Source organism: Streptomyces sp. NPDC051636, assembly GCF_044453765.1.
In the GTDB taxonomy this organism is placed as follows: domain Bacteria; phylum Actinomycetota; class Actinomycetes; order Streptomycetales; family Streptomycetaceae; genus Streptomyces.
The window spans coordinates 13,252-38,783 of the sequence record NZ_JBITDA010000007.1 but is presented as its reverse complement, the minus strand read 5'-3'; the positions used below and the strand labels follow the sequence as shown (position 1 = coordinate 38,783).

The following is a 25,532-nucleotide window of genomic DNA, read 5'->3' as shown; positions in this document are numbered from 1 at the left end:
GTCGGGCATCACCTACGTCCAGGAGCTGGTGTGGTCTCTGTTCGGCAACTACCGTACGGGAGCCGCCGAGTTGGGGAAGGATACCGGATACGCCGACACCACAGGCGGCCTGCGCGAGCGGCTCTACCTGCCGCAGGTCAGCCCGAAGACCGGCTGGCTGGAGGAGTGGATGTCCCCCGACAACCTCGGCGAGACCGCCCACCGGCACCTGTCCACACTGGCCGGCCTGTTCCCCGGCGACCGGGTCCGCCCCGACGGCTCCACCCCCTCCGGCATCGTGGACGGCGCCACCGCCCTGCTCACCGCCCGCGGCATGGACGGCTTCGGCTGGGCCAACGCCTGGCGCGCCCTGTGCTGGGCCCGGCTGAAGAACGCCGACCAGGCCTACCGGCTGGTCGCCACCAACCTGCGCGCCTCGATCGACGGCAGCAACGGCACGGCGCCGAACCTGTTCGACATCTACCAGGTGGAACAGGGCCGCGGCATCTTCCAGATCGATGCCGACCTCGGCACTCCGGCCGCGATGACCGAGATGCTGCTGTACTCCCCTCCCGGCCGTCTGGAGCCGCTGCCGGCCCTCCCGGACACCCGGGCGGCGTCCGGTTCGCTCACCGGGGCGGGGGCGCGCGGCGGCTTCGTCGTCTACCTGCGGTGGAAGGACGGAAAGCCGACCGAGGCGCGGATCCGCGGTGTCGGGGGCCGTACGACCACGGTGGTGTACGGCGGCACGTCCCGGACGGTCACCCTGCGGCCCGGCGAGTCCGTCACGCTGAAGGACCTCGCCCGGTGACCGGCCGCATCGCGCGGGCCTGCCGCCTCGCCACCGTCCTGCTGACCACCCTCGCCTGCCAGCCGGCCCCCGCCCGGGCGTCCGGCACCCCGCACGACGTCGTCACCTGGGCGGCGAGCGCCGACCGCCTCGGCGACGGCGTGGCCGACCGCTCCTACCGGCTGGTCGTGCACACCAGCGCCGCCGGGAGCGGCCTGCGCGTCCGTCTCTCCAACGCCTTCGGCGACCGGCCGCTGACCCTCGACAGCGTCTACGCCGGCGTCCAGGACCAGGATGCTGCGCTGAAGCAGGGCAGCAACCGGCGGCTCACCTTCGGCGGCGCCCGCACGGTCACCGTACCGGCGGGCGGCACGGCCTGGAGCGACCCGCTGCCCGGCAGCCTGCCCGCCGCGACCAACCTGGTGGTGAGCCTGCACGGCCCCCACGCGGCCGGCCCCGCCACCGGCCACGGGATGGCCCTGCAGACCTCGTACGTCACCCGGGGCGACCACACCGGCGAGGAGAGCGCCGCCCACTGGACCGGCACGACCGGCTCCTGGTTCTACCTCGACGCCGTCTCCGTACGGCCGCCCGACGCGGCCACCGGCGCCGTCGTCGCCCTCGGCGACTCCATCACCGACGGCCGGCAGTCCACCACCGGCCTCGACCGCCGCTGGCCCGACTACCTCGCCCGGCGGCTGAGCACGGCCGGCGGCGCGCTGAAGGGCGTGGCCAACGAAGGGATCTCCGGCAACAAGGTCCTCGCGGACGGCGCCGGACCAAGCGCTCTCCACCGGCTGGAGCGAGACGTGCTGTCCCAGCCGGGGGCGCGGACCGTCTTCCTCTTCGAGGGCGTCAACGACATCAAGGCCCACACCGGCGTCACCGCCCAGGACCTGATCACCGGGTACCGCGAGATCGCCGGCCGGGCGCACGCGGCCGGCACGTGCATGGTCGGCGCGACCGTCGGCCCGTTCAAGGGCTGGCCGGAATGGGACCCGGCGGCGGAGGCCGTACGGCGGGAGGTGAACGAGTACATCAGGAGCAGCGGGGAGTTCGACGCCGTCACCGACTTCGACAGCATCCTCCGCAGCCCCTACGACCGCGAGAGGATCCACCCCTTCTTCGACGGCGGCGACCACCTGCACCCCAACGACAAGGGGATGCAGGCGATGGCCGGCGCCGTCGACCTCCGGAGCCTCGACTGCCACAGCCCGCCCCGCACCGGCGGCGGGCACGTTGCATGACCGGGGCTCAGCGCAGCGTGTCCGCCCAGTCGGCCGGGACCCGGTCCGCCGGGCCCGGCGCCGGCTGGTCCGCCGGATGGCTGACCGGCGGGGCGAGCTCGGGCCCGGACTCGTACAGTTCGTTGGTGTCGTAGTTCCAGAACCAGCCCTCGCCCGGCTCGAAGCTGCGGATCACCGGGTGGCCGGTCTCCCGGTAGTGGGCGGTGGCGTGCTTCGACGGGGAGTCGTCGCAGCAGCCGATGTGCCCGCAACTCGCGCAGCGCCGCAGGTGGAACCACCAGCCGCCGGCCGCGTCGCACTCCACGCAGCCGGTGCCGCTCGGCGGGACACCGGGATCGATCACGGACTCGCCGCTCATACTGCCTCCTCGGGCGTCTCGGCGGTCAGGGGGAGCAGGACCTGGAAGCGGGTGTCGCCGGGCACGGACTCCACCTGGAGGGTGCCGTGGTGCTTGTTGACGACGATCCGCCAGGAGATGTCCAGCCCCAGCCCGGTGCCCTCACCCACCGGCTTGGTGGTGAAGAAGGGGTCGAAGATACGGCCCCGGATCTCCGGCGCGATGCCGCACCCGGTGTCCCGGAACTCGACCAGGACCCGCTCGTGGTCCAGCGCGGTCCGCACGGTCAACGTGCCGTCGCCGCCCGTGCTCCTGATGGCGGAGACCGCGTTGTCGATCAGGTTGGTCCACACCTGGTTGAGCTCCGCCGGGTAGGCGGGGATGTCCGGGAGCGTGCGGTCGTACTCCTTGACGACCTTGATGCGCGGCCCGATCTTGCCCGACAGCATCAGCAGGGTGCTGTCGAGGAGTTCGTGGACGTCGACGACCCGGTAGGGCGCGCGGTCCAGCTGGGAGTACTGCTTTGCGGCGTCGACGAGATGCGAGATGCGGGTGGTGGAGTCGTCGATCTCGTTCATCAACAGCTCGGTCTCGACGGTGTAGTTGAGCCAGCCGACGGCCCCGGGGAGGATCTCCTCGCCCACGGCCGCCGCGACCTGCTCCAGCCAGTCGATGTCGAGCCCGGCCTGCACGAAGGTGGGGGCGAGCTGCCAGCCGTGGTCGATGCCGTGGTCGTCCAGCCAGTCGGCGAGGGCGTCCTCCCGGTCCGAGGCCTCCAGCGGGCTGAGCACGGGGGCCTTGGCGACCCGTTCGGCGGTGCGTTCCTGGATCTCGATCAGTTCCGCCAGCGTCTCGCGGGAGAAGGGACCTTCGGCGATGACGGCGAGCTTGTGCCGCATCTTGGCCACCCGCTCCCGCAGCGTCGCCGTGGCCCGGACGGCCGCCGCCGCGGGGTTGTTGAGCTCGTGCGTGAGACCGGCGGACAGCGAGCCGAGCGCCAGCAGCCGCTCCCGCTGGCCTATCGCGGCCTGCGTGTTCTTCGTACCGAAGAACAGCCCTTCCAGCAGGTGCACGGCCATCGGGAACCACTCGCGCATGATGTCGGCGAAGGTGTCGGCGGGCAGCACGAAGAACCGCGTCGGCTCCGTCACCCGCATCGAGTTGTTGTACACCTGCCGCACCCGGTCCCCGAGGTAGGACTGCATGGCGCCCGCGTACACCCCGCGCTGCGAGGTCCTGACGACCTCCACGTCGTCGCCGCCGACCCGGCGGGAGAGCACCACCGTGCCCTCGATCATCACGTAGAAGCAGGTCGCCGGATCCCCTTCGGCATACACCGGGCCGGGCTGGAACAGCTCGACCCGTCCCGCGCCGCACAACCGCCCCAGCTGTTCGGGGGAGAGCTTCTCGAACAGGAACAGCGAGGCGATCTCGCGCGGGCTGCACGGCATCGACTGCCCGCTCACGACTGCTCCAGATACCGGTGGACGAGCATCACGGCCATGGCTCCCTCTCCGACGGCGGACGCGACCCGCTTGGCGGACTCGGCGCGGGCGTCGCCCGCCACGAACACGCCGGGCACGCTGGTCTCCAGGTGGTACGGCGGCCGGTCCAGCTCCCAGTCCCGCGGTGGCCGCCCGTCGGGCGTGAGGTCCGGCCCGGCGAGGATGAACCCCCGCTCGTCGCGCAGCACCGTGCCGTCCAGCCAGTCGGTCAGCGGCGCCGCGCCGATGAACACGAACATCCACTGCGCGTCGACCTGTTCGGTCTCCCCCGTCTCGGCGTGCCGCAGCGTCAGCCGCTCGAGGTGATCGGCGCCGTGCGCGGCGTCGACCACCGTGCGGCAGCGCACCGAGATGTTCGGTGCCTCGTCGATCTGCTGGATCAGGTAGTGCGACATCGACGCCGACAGGTCCGGCCCGCGCACCAGCAGGGTCACCGACTTCGCCCACCGCGACAGGTACATCGCCGCCTGGCCCGCCGAGTTGGCGCCGCCGACGATGTACACGTCGTGCCCGTGGCAGGAGGCGGCTTCCGTCAGCGCCGAGCCGTAGAACACCCCGCAGCCGGTCAGGTCGTCGCAGCCCTGGGCCGCCAGTTGCCGGTACTGCACGCCCGTCGCCAGGATCACGCTGTGCGCCGCGACCGCCGAGCCGTCCGCGAACCGTACGACGCGCGCGGCCCCGTTGACCTCCAGGCCCGTCACCTCGCGCGCCGTGAGGATCTCCGCGCCGAACTTGGCGGCCTGCCGCCGGGCCCGCTCGGTGAGCTGTCCGCCCGAGACGCCGTCGGGGAAGCCCAGGTAGTTCTCGATCCGCGAGCTCTGCCCGGCCTGCCCGCCGGTGGCCGACCGCTCGACCAGTACGGTCCGCAGGCCCTCCGACGCCCCGTACACGGCCGCGCCGAGACCGGCCGGGCCGCCGCCGATGACGACGAGGTCGTAGAAGTCGGCCGTCGGTGTCGTCGCCAGCCCCACCCGGGCGGCCAGCTCGGGCGCCTCGGGCTGGACCAGGGGCGTGCCGTCCGGCGTGATCACCAGTGGCAGCCGCTGCCCGTCCTGCCCGGCGGCGGCCAGCAGCCGCCGCCCCTCCGGCTCCTCGACCGAGTACCAGCGGTAGGGCACCTGGTTGCGGGCCAGGAACTCCCGTACGTCCGAGGAACGCGCCGACCAGCGGTGCCCGACGACCTTTGTGCTGGGCACCGGCTTGTACGCACTGGTGCGCCACGCCTGAAGCAGGTCGTCCAGGACCGGATAGAGCTTCTCCTCCGGCGGGTCCCACGGTTTGAGCAGGTAGTGGTCGAGGTCGACGACGTTGATCGCGTCGATCGCCGCGTTGGTGTCCGCGTACGCCGTCAACAGCACGCGCCGCGCGCCCGGGTACACGTCCAGCGCCTGCTCCAGGAACTCGATGCCGTTCATCTGCGGCATGCGGTAGTCGGCCAGGATCACCGCCACCAGGTCGCCGCGAAGCTTCAGCTCGCGCAGCGCCTCCAGCGCGGACTCCCCGGACTCCGCGCGCACGATCCGGTACGACTCGCCGTAGCGCCGTCTGAGATCACGGGCGACGGCGCGGGAGACCCCGGGGTCGTCGTCCACGGTCAGGATGACGGTCCGCGCTGCGTCGGCGGCCTGTGCCATACGTCTCCCACCCCGAGCGGCTGGATCGGCGGCCCGTTGCCCCCGTCGTCACTGTGCCGGCTCCCGGCCATCGTATGTTCGATCGCGTCGCCGTGCCCGGGGACGGGCGAGGCGGTGCGCTCGGAGCACACAGCGGGGCCGCTCGGGGGCCATCCGGCCTCAGCCCCGGCGCGGGCCCAGCACGCAGAACTCGTTGCCCTCCGGATCCGCCAGCACCACCCACGGCTGCTCGCCCTGCCCCACGTCCGCGTGCCGCGCGCCCAGGGCGAGGAGTCGGGCGACCTCGGCCTCCTGGTCGTCCGGGCGGAAGTCGAGGTGCAGCCGGTTCTTGAGGGTCTTCGCCTCGGGTACGAGTCCGAACAGCAGCCCTGGGAGGCGGTCGGGTGCGGGCCGGATCTCGTACTCGTCGGCCGCGTCGCTCACGACCACCCAGCCCAGCGCCTCGGCCCACCAGCGCCCCAGCGCCACCGGGTCGGCCGCGTCGATGATCACCTGCTCCCACTCCAAGGTCATGACCGCAGGGTAGTGGAGACTTGGCCCGCACAAGGTCGAACCACGAGGAGGCCCGCACATGACACGCCCGATCACCGCCGGTGTCGACGGCACCGAGGAGAGTCTCGCCGCTCTGGAGTGGGCCGGCCGCGAGGCCGTACGGCGCGGGCTGCCGCTGCGCGTGCTGCACGCCTGGCGGTACGAGGCGGTGGAGGGGGCCGACCGGGACACGCAGCGCCAGTGGGTGACCGGTGCGGTGACCAAGTCCGGGCGGGCCCTCGCCGAACGGCATCCGGAGCTGACGGTGACCACCGACGTCGTCGAGGGCGGCACGGTCGAGTCGCTGGTCGCCGCCGCTGCCGACGCCGAGCTGCTGGCGCTGGGCTCGCGCGGGCACGGCGCGGTCGTCGGGTTCCTGCTGGGCTCCGTCGGACAGCAGGTGATCGCCGAGGCCACGCGGCCCGTGGTGCTGGTGCGCGCCGGGGACCGGCCCGCGGCCGAGGTGGCCGGCCGGGACGTCGTCGTGGGCCAGCACGGCGGCCCGGAGGACAGCGCCGCCGCCCTGCGGTTCGCCTTCGAGACGGCGGCGGCCCGCGGCGCCACCGTCCGGGCCGTACGGGCCTGGAACCTGCCGCCCGTCTTCGCCTACAGCCCCGCCTCGCTGAAGCTCCTGGACGACGCCGGGGGCCTGGAGCCGTACGAGCGGAAGGCGCTGGCCGAGGCGCTGAAGCCGTGGCGGGAGCGGTTCCCGGACGTGCCCGTGGCCGAGCAGGTGGAGATGGGGAGCGCCGGGCAGGTGCTGCTGTCGGTGGCCGCGCGCGCCCAGCTGGTGGTCGTCGGGCGCCGCGCGCACCTGACGGCGGTCGGCGCCCGCATCGGCTCGGTGGCGCACGGGGTGCTGCACCACGCGGAGTGCCCGGTGGCCGTGGTCCCCCACGACTGAGCCGGGCTACCGGGGCGTCGTCGGCTCCAGCGTCTCGCGGGCCTTGGGCAGGACGTTCTCGATGTAGTCCGCCACCGCCGTGTCCAGGCCGATGTCGTGCTGGGCCCGCTCGGACAGGTACCAGCGGTGTTCCAACAGCTCGTGGTAGATCTCCGCCGGGTCCATGGACCCGCGCAGCTCGCGCGGCACCGCGCGCACGGTGGGCCGGAACACGTCCCGCACCCAGCGGTGGGCCAGCACCTCGGGGCGCGCCGCGAGAGGGTCGCCGGGCGCGTAGTCGTCCTGGGTGGCCATCCAGCTCTCCAGGTCGTTCAGCAGCCGCCGGGCCTGGTTCTCCTCGGCGTCCAGGCCGGTCAGGCGCAGCAGCTGGCGCTGGTGGTGGCCGGCGTCGACGACCTTCGGCACGAAGGTGACCGTGTCGCCGGTGGGGGAGTGCTCGATCTGCATCTCGGCCACGTCGAAGCCGAGCTCGTTGAGCCGGCGTATCCGGCGCTCCATGTAGTGGTACTCGCCGGCCGGATACACGGAGGTGCGGGTCAGCTCCTGCCACAGGCTGTTGTAGCGGGTGCATATCTCGTGACCGAACGCGATCGCGTCCACTGACGGGTGCAGCGCCCCGGACGCCTCCAGGTCCAGCAGCTCGCCGCTGATGTTCACGCGGGCGAGGTCGAGGTCGTACTCCCGCTGGCCGGGGCTCAGCTGCGGGTGCAGGTCGCCGGTCTCGGCGTCCACCAGGTAGGCGGCGTAGGCGCCCGCGTCCCGCCGGAACAGCGTGTTGGACAGCGAGCAGTCGCCCCAGGCGAACCCGGCCAGGTGCAGGCGGACCAGCAGCACCGCCGCGTCCATCAGGCGGTGCATGGTGGCCGGGCGCATGGTCGTCTCGAACATCGAGCGGTACGGCATCGAGCCGCCCAGGTGCCGCGTGACCAGCACCGGCTCCAGCGGGGCGCCCGCGCTGTCGGTGCGCCCGGTGACCACGGCGAGGGGGTCCACCGCGGGGATGCCGAGCCGGTCCAGATCGCGCAGCAGCTCGTACTCGCGCAGCGCGGGCCGCTCCGCGAGTTCCTTGACGGCGATCACCTCGTCGCCGGCGCGGGCGTAGCGCACGACGTGCCGGGAGATGCCCCGGGGGAGCGGGACGAGGTACTCCTCGGGCCACTCCTCCAGGGGCACGTCCCAGGGGAGTTCGAGCAGGAGCGCGGGGTGCTCCGGGTTGGTGGCGCTGATCTGCAATGCCATGGCACGAACCTTAAGGCTCTACCGGGCGCGTTCCCGAGCCTGCTGGGCGGCCTCCCGTACCGGACCGTGGTGGACCGGCCCGTGACCGGGCAGCAGGGTGTCGCCGTCGAGCCCCTCGATCAGCTCCAGAGAGGACACCGCGCGGGCCCGCTCGTGGTGGAACATGTCGGGCAGCAGCTGCGGTCCCTCGACGCGCGCGGTGGGGTGACCGCTGACCAGGGCGTCGCCGGAGATGACGATCCCGGCGTCGGGCAGGTGGAAGACGCAGTGCCCGTCCGTGTGGCCGGGGGTGTGCACGGGGACGGGACGGCCCGGCAGGTCGAGGGGGCCGTCGGCCGGGAACGCCTCCGGCGCGGTGACGGGATGCTGCTCGGTGCCGCCGGAGCGCAGCGCGTGCACCATCCACGGCAGGACACCCGGCCGCCAGGCGTTGCGCAGCACCTCACCGACGGACACCTGCTGCAGGAACTCCCGGCGCGCGTGCGGGACTTCGGCCTCGTGGAGGTAGACCGGCGTGCCGTGGGCGGCGCGCAGGAACTCGGCCGAGCCGAGGTGGTCGTTGTGCGCGTGGGTGATCAGCACGGCCGCGACCGCCTCCGGGGCGCCACCCACCGCCGTGAGGGAGTCGAGGACCTGCAGCCGGTCCCCGGGGTAGCCGGTGTCCACCAGCGTCAGCGCGTCGCCGTCCTTGAGGATCACCCAGTTGGTGTTGCTCCCGTGCACCAGGTAGGTGCCGTCGGCGACCTGCCGTACGTCTGCCCGCATGATCTCTCCGCATCTCGGACGTGCCGTGTGACGGGGACAGCAAACCAGACGTGACGTCCGCCCGCGCCGACCGGGCGCGCGCGTCAGCCCACGCCGTGCGGGCGGAACTGGATGCTGATGCGCGGTCCCGTGGCCCGGGTGGTCTTCGGTACGCAGTGCTCCCAGGTCCGCTGGCAGGAGCCGCCCATGACGATCAGGTCGCCGTGGCCCAGTGGCCGCCGGATGGTCCCGCCGCCTCCGTGCGCCGGACGCAGCAGCAGGTCGCGGGGCGCGCCGACGGAGAGGATGGCGACCATCGTGTCCGCGCGGGCGCCCCGCCCGATCCGGTCGCCGTGCCAGGCCACGCTGTCGCGGCCGTCGCGGTAGAAGCACAGCCCGGCGGTGGTGAACGGCTCGCCCAGTTCGTCGGCGTAGTGCCGGGAGAGGGTGTCGCGGGCCTCGGCGAGCACCGGGTGCGGCAGCGGGTCGTCCGCGTCGTAGAAGGCGAGCAGGCGCGGTACGGCCACGACGTTGTCGTACATCTTGCGGCGCTCCGCGCGCCACGGCACCTCGGTCGCCAGCTGTTCGAACAGCGCGTCGGCGCCGCTCAGCCAGCCGGGCAGCACGTCGATCCAGGCGCCGGAGCCCAGTGCGGTGCGGCGCAGGGCGTCGAGGGGGCCGAGCCTCGGCTCGTCGGTCTGGTCGAAGAGGGAGCCCTGGAGGTGGTGCGTGGCCATGCGGTCAGCGTACCTCTGAATCGAATGCGTGTTCCATTTATGGATCTTGTCCGGCTCTTTCGATACACCTGTGTATCGGATACATTCACGTATCGAACGGAGGCCGAGATGGCGACGGAGGAGATGGCTGCCAGGCGCGTCACCAGGCGCCGGGTGCGCACCCGGGCCAAGCTGCTCGACGCCGCGTTCACCGTGTTCGCCGCCAAGGGCTTCGGCCGGGTCTCGATCGAGGAGGTCTGCGAGGCCGCCGGATTCAGCCGGGGCGCCTTCTACTCCAACTTCGCCACCCTGGACGAGCTGTTCTTCGCCCTCTACCGGGAACGGGCCGACCTCATCGCCGGGCAGGTGACCGACGCGCTCGCCCTCGACGGGCCCGCCCTCGACGTGCCCGCCTCCGTGGACCGGGTCACCGAGGTACTCCTGCTCGACGTGGACTGGCTGCTGGTGAAGACGGACTTCCTGGTGCACGCCGCCCGCGACCCGGACGTCGCCCACGCCCTCCGCGACCACCGGGCCCGCCTGCGCCGGGCGATCGCCGACCGGCTCTCCCGGGCCCGGGGCGACACCGAACTGCCCGCCGTACTCGGCGACGCCGAGGGCGCCGCGCACGCCGTGGTCGCCGCCTACGACGGCGTCACCACCCAACTGCTGCTGGACAAGGACGTCGAGACCGCTCGCGCCTGGCTCAAGCAGCTGCTCACCGCGCTGCTGACCGACGGCAGCCGCACTCCCGCATGAGTCGCTGAGGAAGGACACAGTCGTCATGGACGCGGACGTCATCGTCGTCGGAGCGGGCCTCGCGGGCCTGGTCGCGGCGCACGAACTCACCAGCCGGGGCCGGCGGGTCGCCCTGCTCGACCAGGAGAACGCCGCCAACCTCGGCGGCCAGGCGTTCTGGTCCCTCGGCGGGCTCTTCCTCGTCGACTCCCCCGAGCAGCGCCGCCTCGGCATCAAGGACTCCTTCGACCTCGCCTGGAGCGACTGGCGGGGCAGCGCCCGGTTCGACCGGCAGGACGACGAGGACTCCTGGGCGGTGCGCTGGGCGCGCGCCTACGTCGAGTTCGCGGCGGGGGAGAAGCGGTCCTGGCTGGAGAGCCACGGCATCACGTTGCTGCCCACGGTCGGCTGGGCCGAGCGCGGCGACCTGCGCGCCGACGGGCACGGCAACTCCGTGCCCCGCTTCCACATCGCCTGGGGAACCGGCACCGGCGTCGTCGAGCCGTTCGCGCGGTACGCCGAGCAGGCCGCCCGGGACGGGCTGCTCACCTTCCACCACCGCCACCGGGTGGACGAGCTGGTCATCGAGGACGGCACGGCACGCGGGGTACGCGGCACGGTCCTCGCCGACGACGACTCACCGCGCGGTGTGGCCTCCAACCGTGACCGCGTCGGCGACTTCGAGCTGACCGCCCAGGCCGTGATCGTCACCAGCGGCGGCATCGGCGGCAACCACGACATCGTCCGCCGCCACTGGCCCGAGCGGCTGGGCACGCCCCCCGCCGAGATGGTCACGGGCGTCCCCGCCCATGTCGACGGGCGGATGCTCGACATCAGCGCGGAGGCGGGCGTGCGGCTCGTCAACCGGGACCGCATGTGGCACTACACCGAGGGCCTGCAGAACTGGAACCCGATCTGGCCCGGCCACGGCATCCGCATCCTGCCCGGCCCTTCCTCGATGTGGCTCGACGCCCTCGGCCGCCGCCTTCCCGACCCCTGCCTGCCGGGCTACGACACGCTCAGCACCCTGAAGTACCTGCGCACCACCGAGGACATCGCGGGGTACGACCACTCCTGGTTCATCCTCACCCGGAAGATCATCGAGAAGGAGTTCGCCCTGTCCGGCTCCGAGCAGAACCCGGACATCACCGCCAAGGACCGCAAGGCCGTCCTGCGCGACCGCCTGCTCGGCAAGGGCGCCCCCGGCCCGGTGCGGGACTTCGTGCGCCACGGCGCCGACTTCGTGACCGCCGACACCCTCGAGCAGCTCGTGGAGAAGATGAACGGGCTGACGGACAGGCCGCTGCTGGACGCGGCCGGGGTACGGCGCCAGATCGAGGCCCGCGACCTGCAGCTCGCCAACCCCTACAGCAAGGACTCCCAGGTCCAGGGCATCCGCAACGCCCGCCGCTACATCGGTGACCGCCTCGGCCGGGTCGCCACCCCGCACCGCATCCTCGACCCGGCGGCCGGACCGCTGATCGGCGTCAAGCTGCACGTGCTGACCCGCAAGGCCCTCGGCGGCATCCAGACCGACCTGGACTCCCGCGCCCTCGGCACCGGCGGGCAGCCGATCGGCGGGCTGTACGCGGCGGGCGAGGTGGCCGGCTTCGGCGGCGGCGGCGTCCACGGCTACAACGCGCTGGAGGGCACCTTCCTGGGCGGCTGCCTGTTCTCCGGGCGGGCCGCGGGGCGGGCCGCGGCGCAGCAGACGGCCTGATCCACCGTCAATTCCCGGATCACTTTCCGAGGAGCTTCGCCAGCACCGAGACGTGGCCCTGCTCCAGGTTCCTGGACGCGGTCACGAGGGTGACCGGGCCCTCGCGGGCCGACTTCCTGAGGCCGTCGAGGAGTCCGGCGGCCTCAGGAGCGGCGAGCTCCGCCTCGTACCGCCGCCGGAACTCCTCGTACGAGCGCTCGCCGGCGTGGTACCAGCGGCGCAGTTCGTCCGACGGGGTGATGCCCTTCGGCCACTCGTCCACGTGCGCCGCGTCCTTGGACACGCCGCGCGGCCACAGCCGGTCGACGAGGACGCGCAGGCCGTCGTCGGGCTCGGGCGGTTCGTAGATCCGGCGCACGCGCACGCTCACGGTGGGGGCCCCTCTCGGGTCGTGGACGGTGCCGCGAGCGTACTGCGGCGACCCCCGCCGAGCGGTTGGCGACGCGGCGTGACTTGACCTGAACTAGGGCGAATCGCGACCGGGATGACGCCTAGTCTGTCGGTAATTGATCACTGGCCACCCCCCAAGGAGCACACGTGACGTCACCCCGACAGCAGGCCGCCGCAAGACGTACGGCAGTGCCGAGCCGCCGGGCGGTGCTCGCCACCGTCCCCGTCGCCCTCGCGGCGCTGGTCACGGCCGCCGGGCCCGCCGCGGCCGGGACGACCGGTTCCTCCGGCGCGGGCGACCCGTACTTCCCGCTGGCCGGGAACGGCGGCTACCACGTCCGGCACTACGGTTTGACGCTCCGTCACACATCCGCCGCCCAGTTGCAGGGCAAGGCGGTCCTGAGCGCCCGCGCCACCCAGCGGCTGACCCGCTTCGACCTCGACTTCAAAGGCCTGAAGGTCACCCGCCTCACCGTCGACGGCACCACCGCGGAGTTCAGCAGGAACGGCCAGGAACTCGTCGTCACCCCGCGTCACGCGCTGCGCAAGGGCCAGGACTTCAAGGTCACCGTCACCTACCATGGCACCCCCAAACCGGTCACCGACCCGGACGGCTCCGCGGACGGCTGGATCCCCACCGACGACGGGGCGTTCGTCGCCGGCGAGCCGCAGGGCGCGATGACCTGGTTCCCGGCGAACAACCACCCCAGGGACAAGTCCTCGTACGACATCACCATCACCGTCCCCCGGGGCCGCACCGCCGTCGCCAACGGCGTCCTCCTCGGGCAGTCCACCGCCCACGGCGAGACCACCTTCCGCTGGCGCCAGACCGAGCCGATGGCCGCCTACCTGGCCACCGCCACCGTCGGCGAGTTCAAGGTCGAGCGGTACACCACCCGCGACGGCATCCAGGTGTACAACGCCGTCGACGCGCGGGAGGCGAGCGCCGCCGCGCCCGTCCTGAAGAAGCTGCCGTCCGTCCTGGAGTGGGAGAGCAAGCTCTTCGGCCCCTACCCCTTCCGCGCCGCCGGCTCGATCGTCGACCACGCGCCCGACGTCGGCTACGCCCTGGAGACCCAGTCCCGGCCCGTCTACGACTCGGCACCCGACCTGGGCACCCTCGTCCACGAGAACGCCCACCAGTGGTTCGGCGACTCCGTCTCGCTCACCTCCTGGAAGGACATCTGGCTCAACGAGGGCTTCGCCACCTACGCCGAATGGCTCTACAGCGAACAGCACGGCGGCGACAGCGCCCAGAAGACCTTCGACGCGCTGTACGCCCGCCCGGCGAGCAACGGCCTGTGGGCGTTCCCGCCCGGCGACCCCGGCAGCGGCGCCCACATCTTCGACACCCCCGTCTACGCCCGAGGCGCCATGACCCTGCACGAACTGCGGCGGGCCGTCGGCGACCCGGTGTTCTTCCGCATACTGCGCGCCTGGGCGGCGGAGCACCACGACGGCCACGGCACCACCGCCCAGTTCGTGAAGCTGGCCGAGCGCGAGTCCGGCAAGGACCTCGACGCCCTGTTCCACACGTGGCTGTACCAGACCGGGAAGCCCAACCGAGTCTAGAAGCTGACCAGTTCCTCACAACTGTCGGCCATGGTCGATTCATGATCAATCGCAGGACCGCTGTCGCACTGCTCGCAAGTCCCCTTCTGCTCACCGGCTGCGGCGGCGGTGCCGCGGTGACCCCCCGCCGGACGTCCGCCGCCCGGCCGGCACCGACACCGACGGCCACGCCCTCGCCGGAGGTGTCCGCGCAGGCGGCACCGCGGCGCATACCCGGCCTCGGGCCGAAGCGGACGGCCGCGATACCCGGCCGGTCACGGCAGGCGGTCGTCGTCACCGGCCGCGGCAGGAACTCGCCCAGGTCCACCGTCGTGCTGTACCAGCGCACCGACCTCGGCTGGGAGGCGGGCGCGAGCTGGCCCGCGCACAACGCGCTGCGGGGCTGGAGCGACCACCACACGGCCGGGGACCTGCGCTCGCCCCTCGGCGTCTACACCCTCACCGACGCCGGAGGCCTGCTCCCCGACCCCGGCACCCGGCTGCCGTACACCCGGTCCGGCGGCTTCACCTCACCGGGCACCGGCTTCGAGGGCGAACCACTGGCCGGCTCGTTCGACTACGTCGTCGCCATCAATTACAACCGCAGGACCGGCACTTCACCCCTCGACTGGACCCGCCCCCGCGGCGCGGGCCGCGGCGGCGGCATCTGGTTCCACGTCGACCACGGCGGCCCCACCCACGGCTGCGTCAGCATCGCCAGGGCCCACATGAAGGACCTCCTGCGCACCCTGGACCCGGACCGGCACCCCGTCGTCGTGATGGGGTACGCCGACTGGCTCGCCGGCTGAGCGGCTTAGGATCCGCCGAGTGTGCGCACATGTGCTGGTTGCCGAGGACGACGAGATGCAGGCCGAGCTGATACGCCGCTCCCTGCTGGCGGAGGGCCACACCGCGACCGTGGTCCACGACGGCGCGGCCGCGCTGGACGCGGCCCGCAGACTCCGGCCCGACCTGGTGGTCCTCGACCTGATGCTGCCGGTCATCGACGGCTTCGGCGTGTGCCGGGTGCTGCGCGCCAAAGGCCCCGACACCTCCGACATCGCCGTGCTGATGCTCACCGCCCGCTCCGAGGAGGACGACGTCCTGCTGGGGCTGGAGCTCGGTGCCGACGACTACATGACCAAGCCGTACAGCCCCCGCGAGCTGATGGCCCGCATCCGCACCGTGCTGCGGCGCAGCGGACGCACCGTCGGCGTGCGGGACGACCCCGTCGTACGCGCCGGAGGGATCGTCGTCGACCCGGCCCGGCACGAGGTGCGCTGCGACGGGCTGCCGGTGGAGTGCACCCCGGCCGAGTTCCAGATCCTGCTGGCCATGGCCGGGGAGCCGGAGCGGGTCTTCACCCGGCGGCAGTTGCTGGAGTGCACCCGCGGTATCGACCGGGCCTCCACCGAACGCGCCGTCGACGTGCACATCATGAACCTGCGCAAGAAGATCGAGGCCGACCCGCGCCGCCCGGTGCGGCTGCTGACCGTCTTCGGCGTCGGCTACAAGCTCAGCGGCGGCCGGCCGTGAGGGGGCGGACACGGGTGAAGCGACGGCAGCCCGCGAAGCGGCGGATACCCGTGCACAAGCGGCTGCTGGTGCGGCTGCTGATCGCCTCCGCGCTGATCGCCGTGTGCTCGGTGGCGGCCACGGCCTGGCTGGCCGTCACGACCACCACCAGCGCCCTGAAGGAGGAGCAGGGGCAGGATCTCGCCGACGACATGAAGATCCTGGCCCAGCTCAGCGGGTACGCCGCCACCCACCCCGACTGGAAGGGCGTCGACGGCACCGTCCGCGCCCTGGCCCGGAAGACGGGCCGGCGCATCGCCCTGACCACCGCCGACCGCACTCTCATCGCCGACTCCGCCCCGCACGGCACCGCCCTGCCCCTCGGCGCCGCCGCCACCGTCGACCCCCTGCACACCGACACCTACACCGAGCCCGGCGCGCAGCTCGACGGGATCGATCCCCGTGCCGTGGGCCCGTACCGGCTGACGGCGAGCGAACGCGCCCGGCTGGCGGCCATCGCGGAGAAGGTACGGCAGTGCTACGCCGGGCAGGGCGTCGAGGCCACGGTCCGGCGGAGCCCCGGCGGCCGCCCCGTCCTCAGCGACTCCGACGGGACCGGGACACCTCCGGAGTATCTGGCGGACCGGTGCGGCTACTACCAGCTCCTCGACTCCACCCCCACCGAGAGGAAGGCCATCGCGGCGCTGACCGACGGCACCAGCACCTGTCTGAAGCGACGGGGGCTGGACTACGGCCCACCGGCGTTGCTCGAGAGCGACCCCAGCAAACCGAACCGGTTCCTCGTGGCGGGGTTCCCCAAGCGGGGCGACGCCAAGGCGGTACACGACGCGCAACCCTGCGTCGACAGCGCGCTCCGCGCACAACTCGACCCCTACGTGGCCCCCGTCGCCGACTTGTTCCTCGGCATCGGCGGCCGGCCCGCGCCCCGCTTCGACATGTCCCCGTCCAACAAGGCCAAGGTCGTCGGCGTGGCCGGCCTGGTCCTCGCCGTCGCCGTCGCCGTCACGGCGGTGGTCGCCACGCGGCTGGTGCGGCCCCTGCGCGCCCTGACCGAGGCGGCACAGCAGCCGCCCGACATGCATGTGCGGGTCCCGGTGACCACCCGGGACGAGACCGGCATCCTGGCGGAGGCGTTCAACGACCTCACCGAGCGCCGCGAGCGCCTGGAGGCCCAGCGCAAGGCGATGGTCAGCGACATCGCCCACGAACTGCGCAGCCCGCTGACCAACATCCGCGGCTGGCTGGAGGTCACCCGGGACGGCGTGGTCGACCCCGATCCCGCGCTGCTCGCCTCGCTGCACGAGGAGGCGGTGGTGCTCCAGCGGATCATCGACGACCTGCAGGACCTGGCGGCCGCCGACGCGGGCACCCTGCGCCTGCACCGCGAGCCCGTCCGCGCCGACGACCTGCTCGACCAGGTCACCGCCGCCCACCGGGTCGCCGCCGGCGCCGCCGGGGTGGCTCTGCGCACCCAGGGCGAGGGCACGCCGTGGCTGGACGCCGACCCGGTGCGGATGCGTCAGGCACTGGGCAACCTCGTCTCCAACGCCCTGCGGCACACGCCGGCCGACGGCACCGTCACGCTGGCGGTCCGCCGCGACGACGACGACGTCGTCTTCACTGTCACCGACACCGGCACCGGCATCGCGCCGGAGGACCTGCCGCACGTCTTCGACCGGTTCTGGCGGGCCGAGAAGTCCCGCAGCCGGCGCACCGGCGGCAGCGGCCTGGGCCTGGCCATCGTCCGCCACCTGGTCGCCGCCCACGGCGGCACGGCGGAGGCGGCGAGCGAACCGGGGGAGGGCGCGGTCTTCACGCTGCGGCTGCCGGGCACGCCGCCGCCGGACGATCAGTGAGGGCGGACCTGCGTCCTCCGCTTCCATCCGCCCGGCGCGGGTACTCCGGATCCCTGACGGACCTGTCGGAACCGACGAGGGAGGCCACGCCATGGGCGCACGGGACGACCTGCCGGTCGTACACCGGATCACCGAGCTGACCGACCTGGTCGAACGGCACCGCGGGCTGTACGTGCGCTGGTCCCGCGGCCCCGAGGTCGACCTCACCGCCACCTCCAGCACCGACGAGCTCACCGGTGTGGAGATGCCCGGGCTGTCCGCCAACCCGCTCGACCTCGAGGACTGGTGGGAGGACCGCTCGGTGGAGCTGTGGGTGGCGCGCCGGCTGTACGACTACGCGCACCTGCCGCGCGAGAAGGGACCCGGCGTACGGCCCTGGGTCCTCAAGGGCCGCGAGACCGGCCGCGGACCCGACAACGAACCGCTCGTCGCCCATGTGGAACCGCTGTGCTGGATCGCCCCGGAGGCGATCGAGGAGGCGGAGGCGGAGGTCGCCCGGCAGGAGAGGAAGTGGGGACCGTTGCGCCGCACCGGCGGCTGACGGCCCTGGCCGGGGCTGGGCTCTGGATTCTGGCCGTGGCTGGGCCCTTTGCGGGGCCTGGGTCCTGGTCGGGCGTGGGCTCTCTGGTCGGGCTTCGGCCCTGGTCGGGCCCGGGCCGCTGTGGGCCCGGCGCCGGCGGCCGGGCTCCCCGGACTCGGTCAGGTCCCGGCCTCGGACCAGGTCATCGCCTCGCAGCGGGCCTCCGGCCTCGGCCAGTTCCCTGGGCTGGTCGGGCCTGGCTTCGGGCAGGCGTCGGGTCGCGGTCGGGACCGGCTCCCAGCTGGCCCACGGTCTTGGACAGACCCGGGCGCCTTCGGGCGTCGGGTTTCCGTCGGGCCTCCAGGGCTCGGCCGGGTGGCTGCCTGGTCGGCTTTCGGCCTCGCTCAGGTTCCCTGGGCCGGGCAGCCCCAGGCCGCGGCAGGCCTCCGTGTCCGGGTCGGGACCCGGCCCGCATCGGCCTCCGGCTTCCCGTCAGGCCCGGGCACCGTCCAGGCGCCGGGCCCCGGTCGTGCCCCGGCCTCGGTCAGGCCAACTGCGCCGGTCAGTCCCCGGCCCCAGCCAGGTCTCGGGCCCCGGTCGGGCCCCGCGTCCCGATCGGGGCGCGAGGCCCCAGGTCCGTGTCCACCCCCTTCAGACCCCACCCCCGGTCAGCCGGAGCGGCGGCGTGAGCTCGCGCGCCGCTTGAGTGCGCGGCGTTCGGCTTCCGCCGTACCACCCCAGACGCCGATGGTCTGCCCCGTGTCCAGCGCCCAGTCCAGGCACTGCGCCCTGACCGGGCAGCGTCCGCAGACAGCCTTCGCCTGCCGCTCCTGGAGCAGGGCCGGGCCGGTGGTGCCGACCGGGAAGAAGAGGTCGGGGTCCTCATGACGGCACGCGGCGTGCTCGCGCCAGTTGTCCATGGAATGTCACCTGCGATCGAAGTCGTCCGTATCGTCCGTGATTTGTCGAATACGCGCGCCCTGTCCGGGTGACCGGTGGATGCCGGGTGAAACAGCAGAGCCGCATGGTTCCGGACGGTCTCTCGCGCGCGGGTCCACGACGACGGCCGCTCTTGTTGCTCTCGACCCTCCCCATGGCGCACGGTCTCGGCAACTCCTTTCCCACGCCGAACCGTTGGCCGGGGGCGAGAGAGGGTGGACGCAAGTCCGAGGGAGAGGGACACGGGGCGTGAGACCGGCCTTGTTGTGCGTGCACGGGATCGGCGGCGCGCGCGATCCGCAGGCCGAGTGTGCTGTGTGGCCGGCGGCGCTGGCGGTGGGCCCGGACGGCAGGCCACGCCCAGGAGGACTCGGTGCCGTTCCTGGACGTCCTCGCCGAACCGGCCTTCGCCTACTACGGGGACCTGTTCGCCGCCCGTCGGCCCCAGGGCATCGGCGGGCACCGGCCCCGCCGATGCCGAGGAACTGCGCTACCTGCTCGACGAGTTGAACGAGGTGCGGCTGGAACTCGGGCCCGACCCGCGTGAGCGCCGCATCCTGGAACACGCGCGCGCCGAACTGCGCCCCCCGGCCAGGCCCCGGGCAGCGGCGAACCGGTTGGCCGGGTCGTGAACGTCTGCACGACGCTGCTGGCGTTACCCGCGCTGCGCCGGGCCGGCCAGTGGGCCGGCGGCCGGCTCATGGCCGGCCACCTCGCCCGGGTCACCCGCTGTCTGGCCCGGGGAGGAGCGGGACTCCGCCGGTCTCCCGATCGACCGGCGGATCCGCGGGCGCTTCCTGTACCGGCCGGACGCGGCCCGGCCCGCCGTCGTGATCGCCCACTCCCTCGGCAGCGTCGTCGCCATGAAGGCTCTGCACCACCACGACTCGGCGTCCTGCTCGTCGCCGGGGCCTGAGAGAACGGGCTCGGCGTCCACAGCCAGTCCTGGGACAGTGAAGCCCGCACCGAAAGGTGTAACCAACAAAGGTATGACGTCGAGCGACCAGGAAGCCCGTGGACACGAGCGAGAGCAGCAGCACCGAGCCCCGCACCGGGACCCCCGCCACCGCGCCGCCCCCGCCCCGGCGCGGCTGGCGCCGCTGGGCGATGGACACCCGCCCGCTGCGCATCCCGGCCTACCGCCGGCTGTGGTCCTCGACCATCGTCACGGCCGTCGGCAGCCAGCTCACCGCCGTCGCGGTGCCCAAGCAGATCTACGACATCACCGGGTCCTCGGCGTGGGTCGGCGCGGCCGGCCTCGCCGGGCTGCTGCCGCTGATCGTGTTCGCGCTGTGGGGCGGCGCGGTCGCCGACACCATGGACCGCCGCAAGCTGCTCCTGATCACCAACAGCGGCATAGCCGTCACCTCGCTGCTGTTCTGGGTCCAGGCCGTCACCGGGCTGGAGTCGGTGACCGTGCCGATGGTCCTGCTCGCCCTGCAGCAGGCCTTCTGGGGCCTGAACGCGCCGGCCCGCAACGCCTCCGTCGCACGGCTCGTCCCCAAGGAGGACCTGCCTGCCGCGAACGCCCTCGGCTCGACCGTCATGCAGACCGGACAGGTGGTCGGACCGCTGCTCGCCGGCGTCCTGATCCCCGTCATCGGACTGCCCGAGCTGTACCTGATCGACGCGCTCGCGCTGTGCGTCACCGTGTGGGCGGTTCACCGGCTGCCCGCGCTGCCGCCGCCGGCCGCCTCGGCCGCGCGCCGCGCGGGCTGGCGGAAGATCGCGGCCGGGTTCCGCTACATCGCCGGGCACAAGGTGCTGCTGCTGTCCTTCCTCGCCGACATCATCGCGATGGTCCTCGGCATGCCGCGGGCCCTGTTCCCGCAGCTCGCCGCCGAGACGTACGCCTCGTACGGTGAAGGGCTCGCGCTCGGCCTGCTGTTCGCGGCGATCCCCGTCGGCGCGGTGGCCGGCGGCCTGTTCTCCGGGACGTTCTCGCGGGCGCGGCGGCACGGCTGGATGGTGATCGGCGCGGTCGTCGGCTGGGGGGTGGCCGTCGCCGGGTTCGGGCTGACCCGGAACCTGTGGGTGGCGGCGGCGTTCCTCGCGGCGGCCGGCGTCGCCGACATGGTGTCCATGGTCTTCCGCGGGGCGATCCTGCTGTCCGCGGCGACCGACGAGATGCGCGGCCGGATGCAGGGGGTGTTCACGGTGGTCGTCGCGGGCGGCCCGCGTCTGGCCGACGTCCTGCACGGCACGATGGGCTCCGCCTTCGGCCCCCGGGCGGCCGTGGCGGGCGGCGGCCTGCTGGTGGTCGCCGTGATGCTCACACTGGCGGCCGTGGTACCGGCGCTGCGCCGTTACCGCGTCTGACCCGCCGGCCCGGTGCCCCGGCAGGCAGCGTTTGCCCCTCAAGCAGCGGCGTCGTGGGGGGAGCGTGCCGGGCGTCGCGACGGGGCGAACGTTGCCTGTTGGGGGTCCTAGAGCCCGCCGCGCCGGCGCATCGTGTACTGATCCATGAGCTTGCTCCGGGTCATCTCCAGCCGGTGGGCGAGGACTTCGGCGACCGTGCGGACCAGGGACAGACCGAGCAGCGGGTCCTCCACGCACAGCCCCAGCACCGCCGCGCCGTCGAACTCGTAGGCGCGTACCTGGCTGAAGGCGACCGCCCCGAAGTCCCATTCGTACGGCGGGAACAGCCACGACCAGCCGAGCATGTCACCCGCGCCGAGGGTGGCCACGGTCACCCGCTGAGTGGACGTCACCTGCTGGTCGAGGTTGACGGCGCCCGAGCGGATCACCCAGAAACGGTCGGCGGTGCCGCCGGCCTCGAAGATCCGGGTGTCCTCGGGGAAGGAGACCTCCTTCGCCAGCTCCATCAGACGCTCTCGCTGTCTCTGGGGGAGGGCGGTGAGCAGTTTGATCGCTTTGGTCATGGCGCGGTGCTCCTCGCCGACGACGGGTTGCGGTGTCTTTCCCTACGCCCATTTCAGCCTCTGTGGCCGCACCGGGCACCTCGAAGGAGGGAAGATGCCGTGAACAACGGTCCGCCGGGCAGAGAAAAGCCCTGGCTGGACGGGGGAAACCAGCCAGGGCCGTATGCGGTGGTCCGGGGAGGACGGCAACGGTCGACTCCTCGTCCACGTATGTATGAATGGTAAACCACCTAGCGGGCCTGCGGGTAACCGAGAGCGGGGCACGTGACCGGTTTCACTTTGCCGTCACATGTGCCGCCGCTCAGGCGTCCCGTGCCACCACCCGGACGGTCCCGAGCTCCGGGTCGGTGGGATCGGGCAGGTTCATGCCCGCGGCCCGGCCGGTGGACAGGTAGCGCAGCACCGGTTCGGTCAGGCGCTCACCGGGCAGGACGGCCGGGATGCCCGGCGGATACGGCGTGATCATCTCGGCGGCGACCCGCCCCGCCGCCCGAGCCACCGGTACGTCCTCGGTGGGCCCGAAGAACGCGTCCCGGGGCAGCATCGCCTGCTCCATCCGCAGTTCGGAGGGCGGCGGCACGTCCACCCCGGGGGCCGCACGCAACTCCGGCGCGGCGCGCACCAGGTCCTTGAGCGCGGACAGCAGTTCGTCGGCCGTGGCGGCGTCGTCGGCATGGGTGAGCTGGGCGCCGATGCGCCGGTGGTCGGTCAGATGCGCGTCCACAGCCCGGTGTTCGCGCAGCCAGTCCGCCGCGCGGTAGCCCGTGATCCCGAGGCCGGTCACGTCGATGACGCAGGGCAGCGGGTCGAAGTCGTCGGCCAGCCCCGGCCCGCAGTAGTCGTCGCGGCCGTCCACGCGCAGCCCGTCGAGCTCCCCGACGGCGGCCCTGACCCGCGCCGCCAGCTCCAGCGCACCGCTCATCAGCTCCCGGCCGCGCAGCGCCATCTGCCGCCGCCAGCCGTCGAGCCCCGCGTAGATCAGCACGGACGGGCTGGTGGTGCCCAGCAGGTCCGCGCGCATCTTCAGCAGCTTCGGCGGTACGAGGTCGCCCCGCAGGTGGAACACCGAGCCCTGCTCCAGGCCGCTGCCCATCTTGTGGATGCTGGTCACGCAGACGTCGGCGCCCGCGTCCATCGCCCAGGACGGCAGATCCGGGTGGAAGGGCAGGTGCGCGCCCCACGCCTCGTCCACGATCAGCGGACGCGAACGCCGGTGACACACCTCCGCCACCGCCCGCAGGTCCGCGCAGGCGCCGTACGGCGTCGGGCTGGTGATGAGAGCGCCCTTGGCGTCCGGATGCGCGGCGAACGCCTCCTCGAACTCCGCGGCCGACGGCGGATGCGCGATGTGCCGTTCGGCGTCCCACCGCGGTTCCACCCAGACCGGCTCGATGCCGGCCAGGACGAGGCCCGACACGACGGACTTGTGGGCGTCCCGCCCGATCAGCAGCCGCTCGTGCGGTCCCGCCACCGCCAGCATCGCCGCCTTGACGGACAGCGAGCTGCCGCAGGTGGTGAAGAACGTGTGCTCGGCGTGCACCGCGTCCGCCATCAGCTCCTCGGCCCGCTCCAGCACCCGCCCCCGCTCGAGCCGGTCGTCCAGCCCGCCGGAGGCCAGTACGTCACCCAGGAAGACGGCGTCCCCCAGCACCTCGCGCACGGCGGGATCGGCGCCGCGGGCCTGCTTGTGCCCCGGCGGGGTGAACGACAGCCGCCCCTGAGCGTGGTAGTCGGCGAGGGCTTCGAGGACCGGTGCTCGTGTGTGATCGACGGACATGGGTCTTCGTCTGCCCGGACCGATGAACGTCAATCAACCCGGGGGAGGCACCGGTGGTTCAGCCCCGGCCGCGGCGCACGCCCGGCGTGAGGATCTCGTCCAGGACGCGCAGCACGACCTCGTACGCCGTCGCCCGTACGGCGGCGTCCCGCGCGCCCGCCGGATCGTCCTCCCTCAGTGCGTCACCGCGCTCCCGCCACGTCCGCTCCTCCTCCTGTGCGCAGGCCTTCGCGCGCTGCATCCGCCGCAGCAGTTCGTCCGAGTCCACGACATCCGTCATGGCATCCGCGTACCCCCGAAACCAGGCCCGATGGCGCCTGAACGTGTTTGGCGGCTTGCCGACAGGTCAGCCGAAAAGGGAGAACCCGTGCAATCCACGCGGGTGTGGCAGGACCGGATTTCGTCCTCACAGCCAGGGGAGTGAAAGGATGCGCGAGACGCACAGGACCGAATCCGCGTTCGGACCGCCGGACGCGCGCCGTACCGTGCCGTGCCGGCCCGCGGACGCCCGCAGAAGGGTGCGCTGTGTGGTGGCCGAGCGGTGTCAGGCCCAGCACTTTCACTGGGACACGGACGCTCTCGACGACGCCCTGCTCGTCACTTCCGAACTGACCACCAACGCGATGCTGCACGGCGGCGGGGTCACCGACTTCTCCGTCGAGGTCGTCGGACACGACGTGTGCGTCTCGGTGAGCGACCGCAGTGACGACCTCCCGGTGGCCCTCGGCTCCGTCGACGACCAGGGCCGTTCCCGGGTCGGCGGCCGGGGTTGGCCGATCGTGTGCCGGCTGGCGCACGACGTCCGCGTGGCGTGCCTGCCCTGCGGAGGCAAGCGGATCACGGCGCTCGTGCCGCTCACCTGAATTCCAGTCGGCCGCCTCTCCCGCCATTTTTTCTTCCGCCGATTCCAAAAAGCGGAGTTTGGGCCACCGGCGGCAGGGCAGACGGAATCTCGTGCTTCGGACCGGAGGCGCGCCCAGCGGGAGCGTTATGCCTGCTCAGGGCCCTTCGAAGTGGTCCGTGCAGCCCTCCCGCGGCATTTCCCTGAAACCACAGTTCAGGAGCGATTCCGCATGCTCACCGATATGTCGACCAGCCGTCCTGGCACGCCCGCCCGACCCACTGACGCTTCTTCCTCCACCGCCCCGGCGGCCACCACCACCTCACCCAAGCGGCCCCACGACGACGCCCCCGACACCGCGGCCCTCTTCGCCCGGCTCGCGGAACTCGACGAGGGCCCCGAGCGCGACGCGGTGCGCGACGAGCTGGTGACCGCGTGGCTGCCCATGGCCCACCGGATCGCCGGCCGGTTCCGCGACCGCGGCGAGTCCGTCGAGGACCTGCGCCAGGTGGCCGCCCTGGGACTGGTCAAGGCCATCGACCGGTTCGACCCGGAGCGCGGCGCGTTCGAGAGCTACGCCGTGCCCACCATCACCGGCGAGGTCAAGCGGCACTTCCGGGACCGGATGTGGGCGCTGCGGGTGCCCCGCCGGGTGCAGGAACTGCGCAACAGGGTGCGCGTGGCCCGCCGTGAACTCACCCAGAACCCCGGCAGCCCCGAGCCCTCGGTCGCCGACATCGCCGCGCACACCGGTCTGACGGAGGACGAGGTCAACACCGGCCTGGAAGCCCTCGAGAGCTTCAGCACGCTCTCGCTGGACGCCGAACTGTCCTCGGGAGACGATGGATACAGCCTCGCGGACACTCTCGGCGCGGCGGATTCCTCCTTCGACGTCGTCATCGACCGCGAGTCCGCCAAGGAAGGTCTGCGCCGCCTGCCCGAACGGGAGCGCGCCATCCTCTACATGCGGTTCTTCGAGGACATGACCCAGAGCCGGATCGCCGACCAGCTGGGGATCTCCCAGATGCACGTCTCCCGGCTCATCAGCCGCAGCTGCGCACGCGTCCGGGATGAGGCGCTCGGCCGGCGGCCGGGCGGCCGTGGTCCCGGCGGGCGCCCGAAGGAGTGAGGGACCGCCGAGCGATCGAGGAGTGAG

The 25,532-nt window shown here is 72.8% G+C and carries 24 protein-coding genes and 1 pseudogene; 13 read left to right on the top strand and 12 right to left on the bottom strand.

From position 1 onward, the window contains the following. Positions 1-4: 4 nt before the first annotated feature. Positions 5-790, top strand: a pseudogene (locus ACIBBH_RS15210) (glycosyl hydrolase family 95 catalytic domain-containing protein); the annotation flags it as partial. Then, complete coding sequence (locus ACIBBH_RS15205; RefSeq protein ID WP_399405103.1) at positions 787-2,016, top strand: SGNH/GDSL hydrolase family protein; 1,230 nt, start codon at positions 787-789, stop codon at positions 2,014-2,016. The pseudogene ACIBBH_RS15210 and the gene ACIBBH_RS15205, both read left to right, overlap by 4 nt. A 7-nt stretch (positions 2,017-2,023) precedes the next feature. Here ACIBBH_RS15205 and ACIBBH_RS15200 read toward each other — a convergent pair whose 3' ends face one another. The 4 genes from ACIBBH_RS15200 to ACIBBH_RS15185 form a co-directional block, all read right to left on the bottom strand. Further along, entirely contained in the window at positions 2,024-2,374 is a 351-nt protein-coding gene (locus ACIBBH_RS15200) for a UBP-type zinc finger domain-containing protein (protein WP_399404701.1), read from the bottom strand. Beyond that, a complete protein-coding gene (locus ACIBBH_RS15195; protein WP_399405101.1) occupies positions 2,371-3,804 on the bottom strand; it encodes an ATP-binding protein in 1,434 nt (477 codons plus the stop codon). The genes ACIBBH_RS15200 and ACIBBH_RS15195 overlap by 4 nt, the downstream gene beginning before the upstream one ends. Positions 3,805-3,815: 11 nt before the next feature. Beyond that, positions 3,816-5,492 (bottom strand): FAD-dependent oxidoreductase, encoded by a 1,677-nt coding sequence (locus tag ACIBBH_RS15190; RefSeq protein WP_399404700.1) that lies wholly within the window; start codon positions 5,490-5,492, stop codon positions 3,816-3,818. A 159-nt stretch (positions 5,493-5,651) separates the two neighbouring features. Next, positions 5,652-6,005 (bottom strand): VOC family protein, encoded by a 354-nt coding sequence (locus tag ACIBBH_RS15185; RefSeq protein WP_399404699.1) that lies wholly within the window; start codon positions 6,003-6,005, stop codon positions 5,652-5,654. Between the two features lie 58 nt (positions 6,006-6,063). On the opposite strand from ACIBBH_RS15185, the gene ACIBBH_RS15180 reads away from it, so the two are divergent. Next, positions 6,064-6,927 (top strand): universal stress protein, encoded by an 864-nt coding sequence (locus ACIBBH_RS15180; protein ID WP_399404698.1) that lies wholly within the window; start codon positions 6,064-6,066, stop codon positions 6,925-6,927. A gap of 6 nt (positions 6,928-6,933) precedes the next feature. Here the strand turns inward: ACIBBH_RS15180 and ACIBBH_RS15175 are convergent, their stop codons facing one another. From ACIBBH_RS15175 to ACIBBH_RS15165, 3 genes are all read right to left on the bottom strand, one after another. Then, a complete protein-coding gene (locus tag ACIBBH_RS15175; protein WP_399404697.1) occupies positions 6,934-8,166 on the bottom strand; it encodes a DUF4032 domain-containing protein in 1,233 nt (410 codons plus the stop codon). Positions 8,167-8,184: 18 nt separating this feature from the next. After that, the gene (locus ACIBBH_RS15170) at positions 8,185-8,931 is read right to left on the bottom strand and encodes an MBL fold metallo-hydrolase (RefSeq protein WP_399404696.1); all 747 of its coding nucleotides are present in this window, start codon (positions 8,929-8,931) and stop codon (positions 8,185-8,187) included. 83 nt (positions 8,932-9,014) lie between these two features. Continuing rightward, a complete protein-coding gene (locus ACIBBH_RS15165; RefSeq protein ID WP_399404695.1) occupies positions 9,015-9,647 on the bottom strand; it encodes an alpha-ketoglutarate-dependent dioxygenase AlkB in 633 nt (210 codons plus the stop codon). 108 nt (positions 9,648-9,755) lie between these two features. Here ACIBBH_RS15165 and ACIBBH_RS15160 point away from each other — a divergent pair, with 108 nt between their 5' ends. Next, the gene (locus ACIBBH_RS15160) at positions 9,756-10,385 is read left to right on the top strand and encodes a TetR/AcrR family transcriptional regulator (protein ID WP_399404694.1); all 630 of its coding nucleotides are present in this window, start codon (positions 9,756-9,758) and stop codon (positions 10,383-10,385) included. Positions 10,386-10,410: 25 nt separating this feature from the next. After that, on the top strand, positions 10,411-12,084 hold the full coding sequence (locus ACIBBH_RS15155) for an FAD-binding dehydrogenase (RefSeq protein WP_399404693.1): 1,674 nt from the start codon (positions 10,411-10,413) through the stop codon (positions 12,082-12,084). A 19-nt stretch (positions 12,085-12,103) separates the two neighbouring features. On the opposite strand, the gene ACIBBH_RS15150 is transcribed toward ACIBBH_RS15155, so the two are convergent. Continuing rightward, positions 12,104-12,454, bottom strand: a complete 351-nt coding sequence (locus ACIBBH_RS15150) for a DUF488 domain-containing protein (RefSeq protein WP_399404692.1) — start codon at positions 12,452-12,454, stop codon at positions 12,104-12,106. Positions 12,455-12,621: 167 nt separating this feature from the next. Between ACIBBH_RS15150 and ACIBBH_RS15145 the strand changes: the two genes are divergently transcribed. The 5 genes from ACIBBH_RS15145 to ACIBBH_RS15125 all read left to right on the top strand — a co-directional run bounded on the left by ACIBBH_RS15145 (position 12,622) and on the right by ACIBBH_RS15125 (position 17,958). Next, positions 12,622-14,046, top strand: a complete 1,425-nt coding sequence (locus ACIBBH_RS15145; protein WP_399404691.1) for a M1 family metallopeptidase — start codon at positions 12,622-12,624, stop codon at positions 14,044-14,046. Between the two features lie 41 nt (positions 14,047-14,087). Next, a complete protein-coding gene (locus tag ACIBBH_RS15140; RefSeq protein ID WP_399404690.1) occupies positions 14,088-14,834 on the top strand; it encodes a L,D-transpeptidase family protein in 747 nt (248 codons plus the stop codon). Between the two features lie 19 nt (positions 14,835-14,853). After that, entirely contained in the window at positions 14,854-15,561 is a 708-nt protein-coding gene (locus tag ACIBBH_RS15135) for a response regulator transcription factor (RefSeq protein WP_399404689.1), read from the top strand. A 14-nt stretch (positions 15,562-15,575) separates the two neighbouring features. Then, positions 15,576-17,417: a sensor histidine kinase gene (locus tag ACIBBH_RS15130; protein ID WP_399404688.1), complete on the top strand. Its 1,842-nt coding sequence runs from the start codon at positions 15,576-15,578 to the stop codon at positions 17,415-17,417. A gap of 91 nt (positions 17,418-17,508) precedes the next feature. Next, a complete protein-coding gene (locus tag ACIBBH_RS15125) occupies positions 17,509-17,958 on the top strand; it encodes a DUF6098 family protein (protein WP_399404687.1) in 450 nt (149 codons plus the stop codon). Positions 17,959-18,605: 647 nt separating this feature from the next. Here ACIBBH_RS15125 and ACIBBH_RS15120 read toward each other — a convergent pair. After that, positions 18,606-18,857: a WhiB family transcriptional regulator gene (locus tag ACIBBH_RS15120; protein WP_399404686.1), complete on the bottom strand. Its 252-nt coding sequence runs from the start codon at positions 18,855-18,857 to the stop codon at positions 18,606-18,608. A gap of 1,033 nt (positions 18,858-19,890) precedes the next feature. Between ACIBBH_RS15120 and ACIBBH_RS15115 the strand changes: the two genes are divergently transcribed. Beyond that, positions 19,891-21,195 carry an MFS transporter gene (locus ACIBBH_RS15115; RefSeq protein WP_399404685.1) on the top strand — a complete coding sequence of 435 codons (1,305 nt, stop codon included), beginning with the start codon at positions 19,891-19,893 and terminating at the stop codon, positions 21,193-21,195. Between the two features lie 107 nt (positions 21,196-21,302). Here ACIBBH_RS15115 and ACIBBH_RS15110 read toward each other — a convergent pair whose 3' ends face one another. The 3 genes from ACIBBH_RS15110 to ACIBBH_RS15100 all read right to left on the bottom strand — a co-directional run bounded on the left by ACIBBH_RS15110 (position 21,303) and on the right by ACIBBH_RS15100 (position 23,815). Beyond that, positions 21,303-21,758, bottom strand: coding sequence for a cyclic nucleotide-binding domain-containing protein (locus tag ACIBBH_RS15110; protein WP_399404684.1), 456 nt, complete (start codon positions 21,756-21,758; stop codon positions 21,303-21,305). Positions 21,759-22,059: 301 nt separating this feature from the next. Next, positions 22,060-23,535: an aminotransferase class I/II-fold pyridoxal phosphate-dependent enzyme gene (locus ACIBBH_RS15105; protein ID WP_399404683.1), complete on the bottom strand. Its 1,476-nt coding sequence runs from the start codon at positions 23,533-23,535 to the stop codon at positions 22,060-22,062. Between the two features lie 58 nt (positions 23,536-23,593). After that, positions 23,594-23,815 (bottom strand): hypothetical protein, encoded by a 222-nt coding sequence (locus ACIBBH_RS15100; protein ID WP_399404682.1) that lies wholly within the window; start codon positions 23,813-23,815, stop codon positions 23,594-23,596. Between the two features lie 148 nt (positions 23,816-23,963). Between ACIBBH_RS15100 and ACIBBH_RS15095 the strand changes: the two genes are divergently transcribed. Together ACIBBH_RS15095 and ACIBBH_RS15090 are read left to right on the top strand one after the other, a co-directional pair. Beyond that, positions 23,964-24,398, top strand: coding sequence for an ATP-binding protein (locus tag ACIBBH_RS15095; protein ID WP_399404681.1), 435 nt, complete (start codon positions 23,964-23,966; stop codon positions 24,396-24,398). A 210-nt stretch (positions 24,399-24,608) separates the two neighbouring features. After that, the gene (locus ACIBBH_RS15090; protein WP_399404680.1) at positions 24,609-25,505 is read left to right on the top strand and encodes a SigB/SigF/SigG family RNA polymerase sigma factor; all 897 of its coding nucleotides are present in this window, start codon (positions 24,609-24,611) and stop codon (positions 25,503-25,505) included. Positions 25,506-25,532 lie beyond the last annotated feature (27 nt).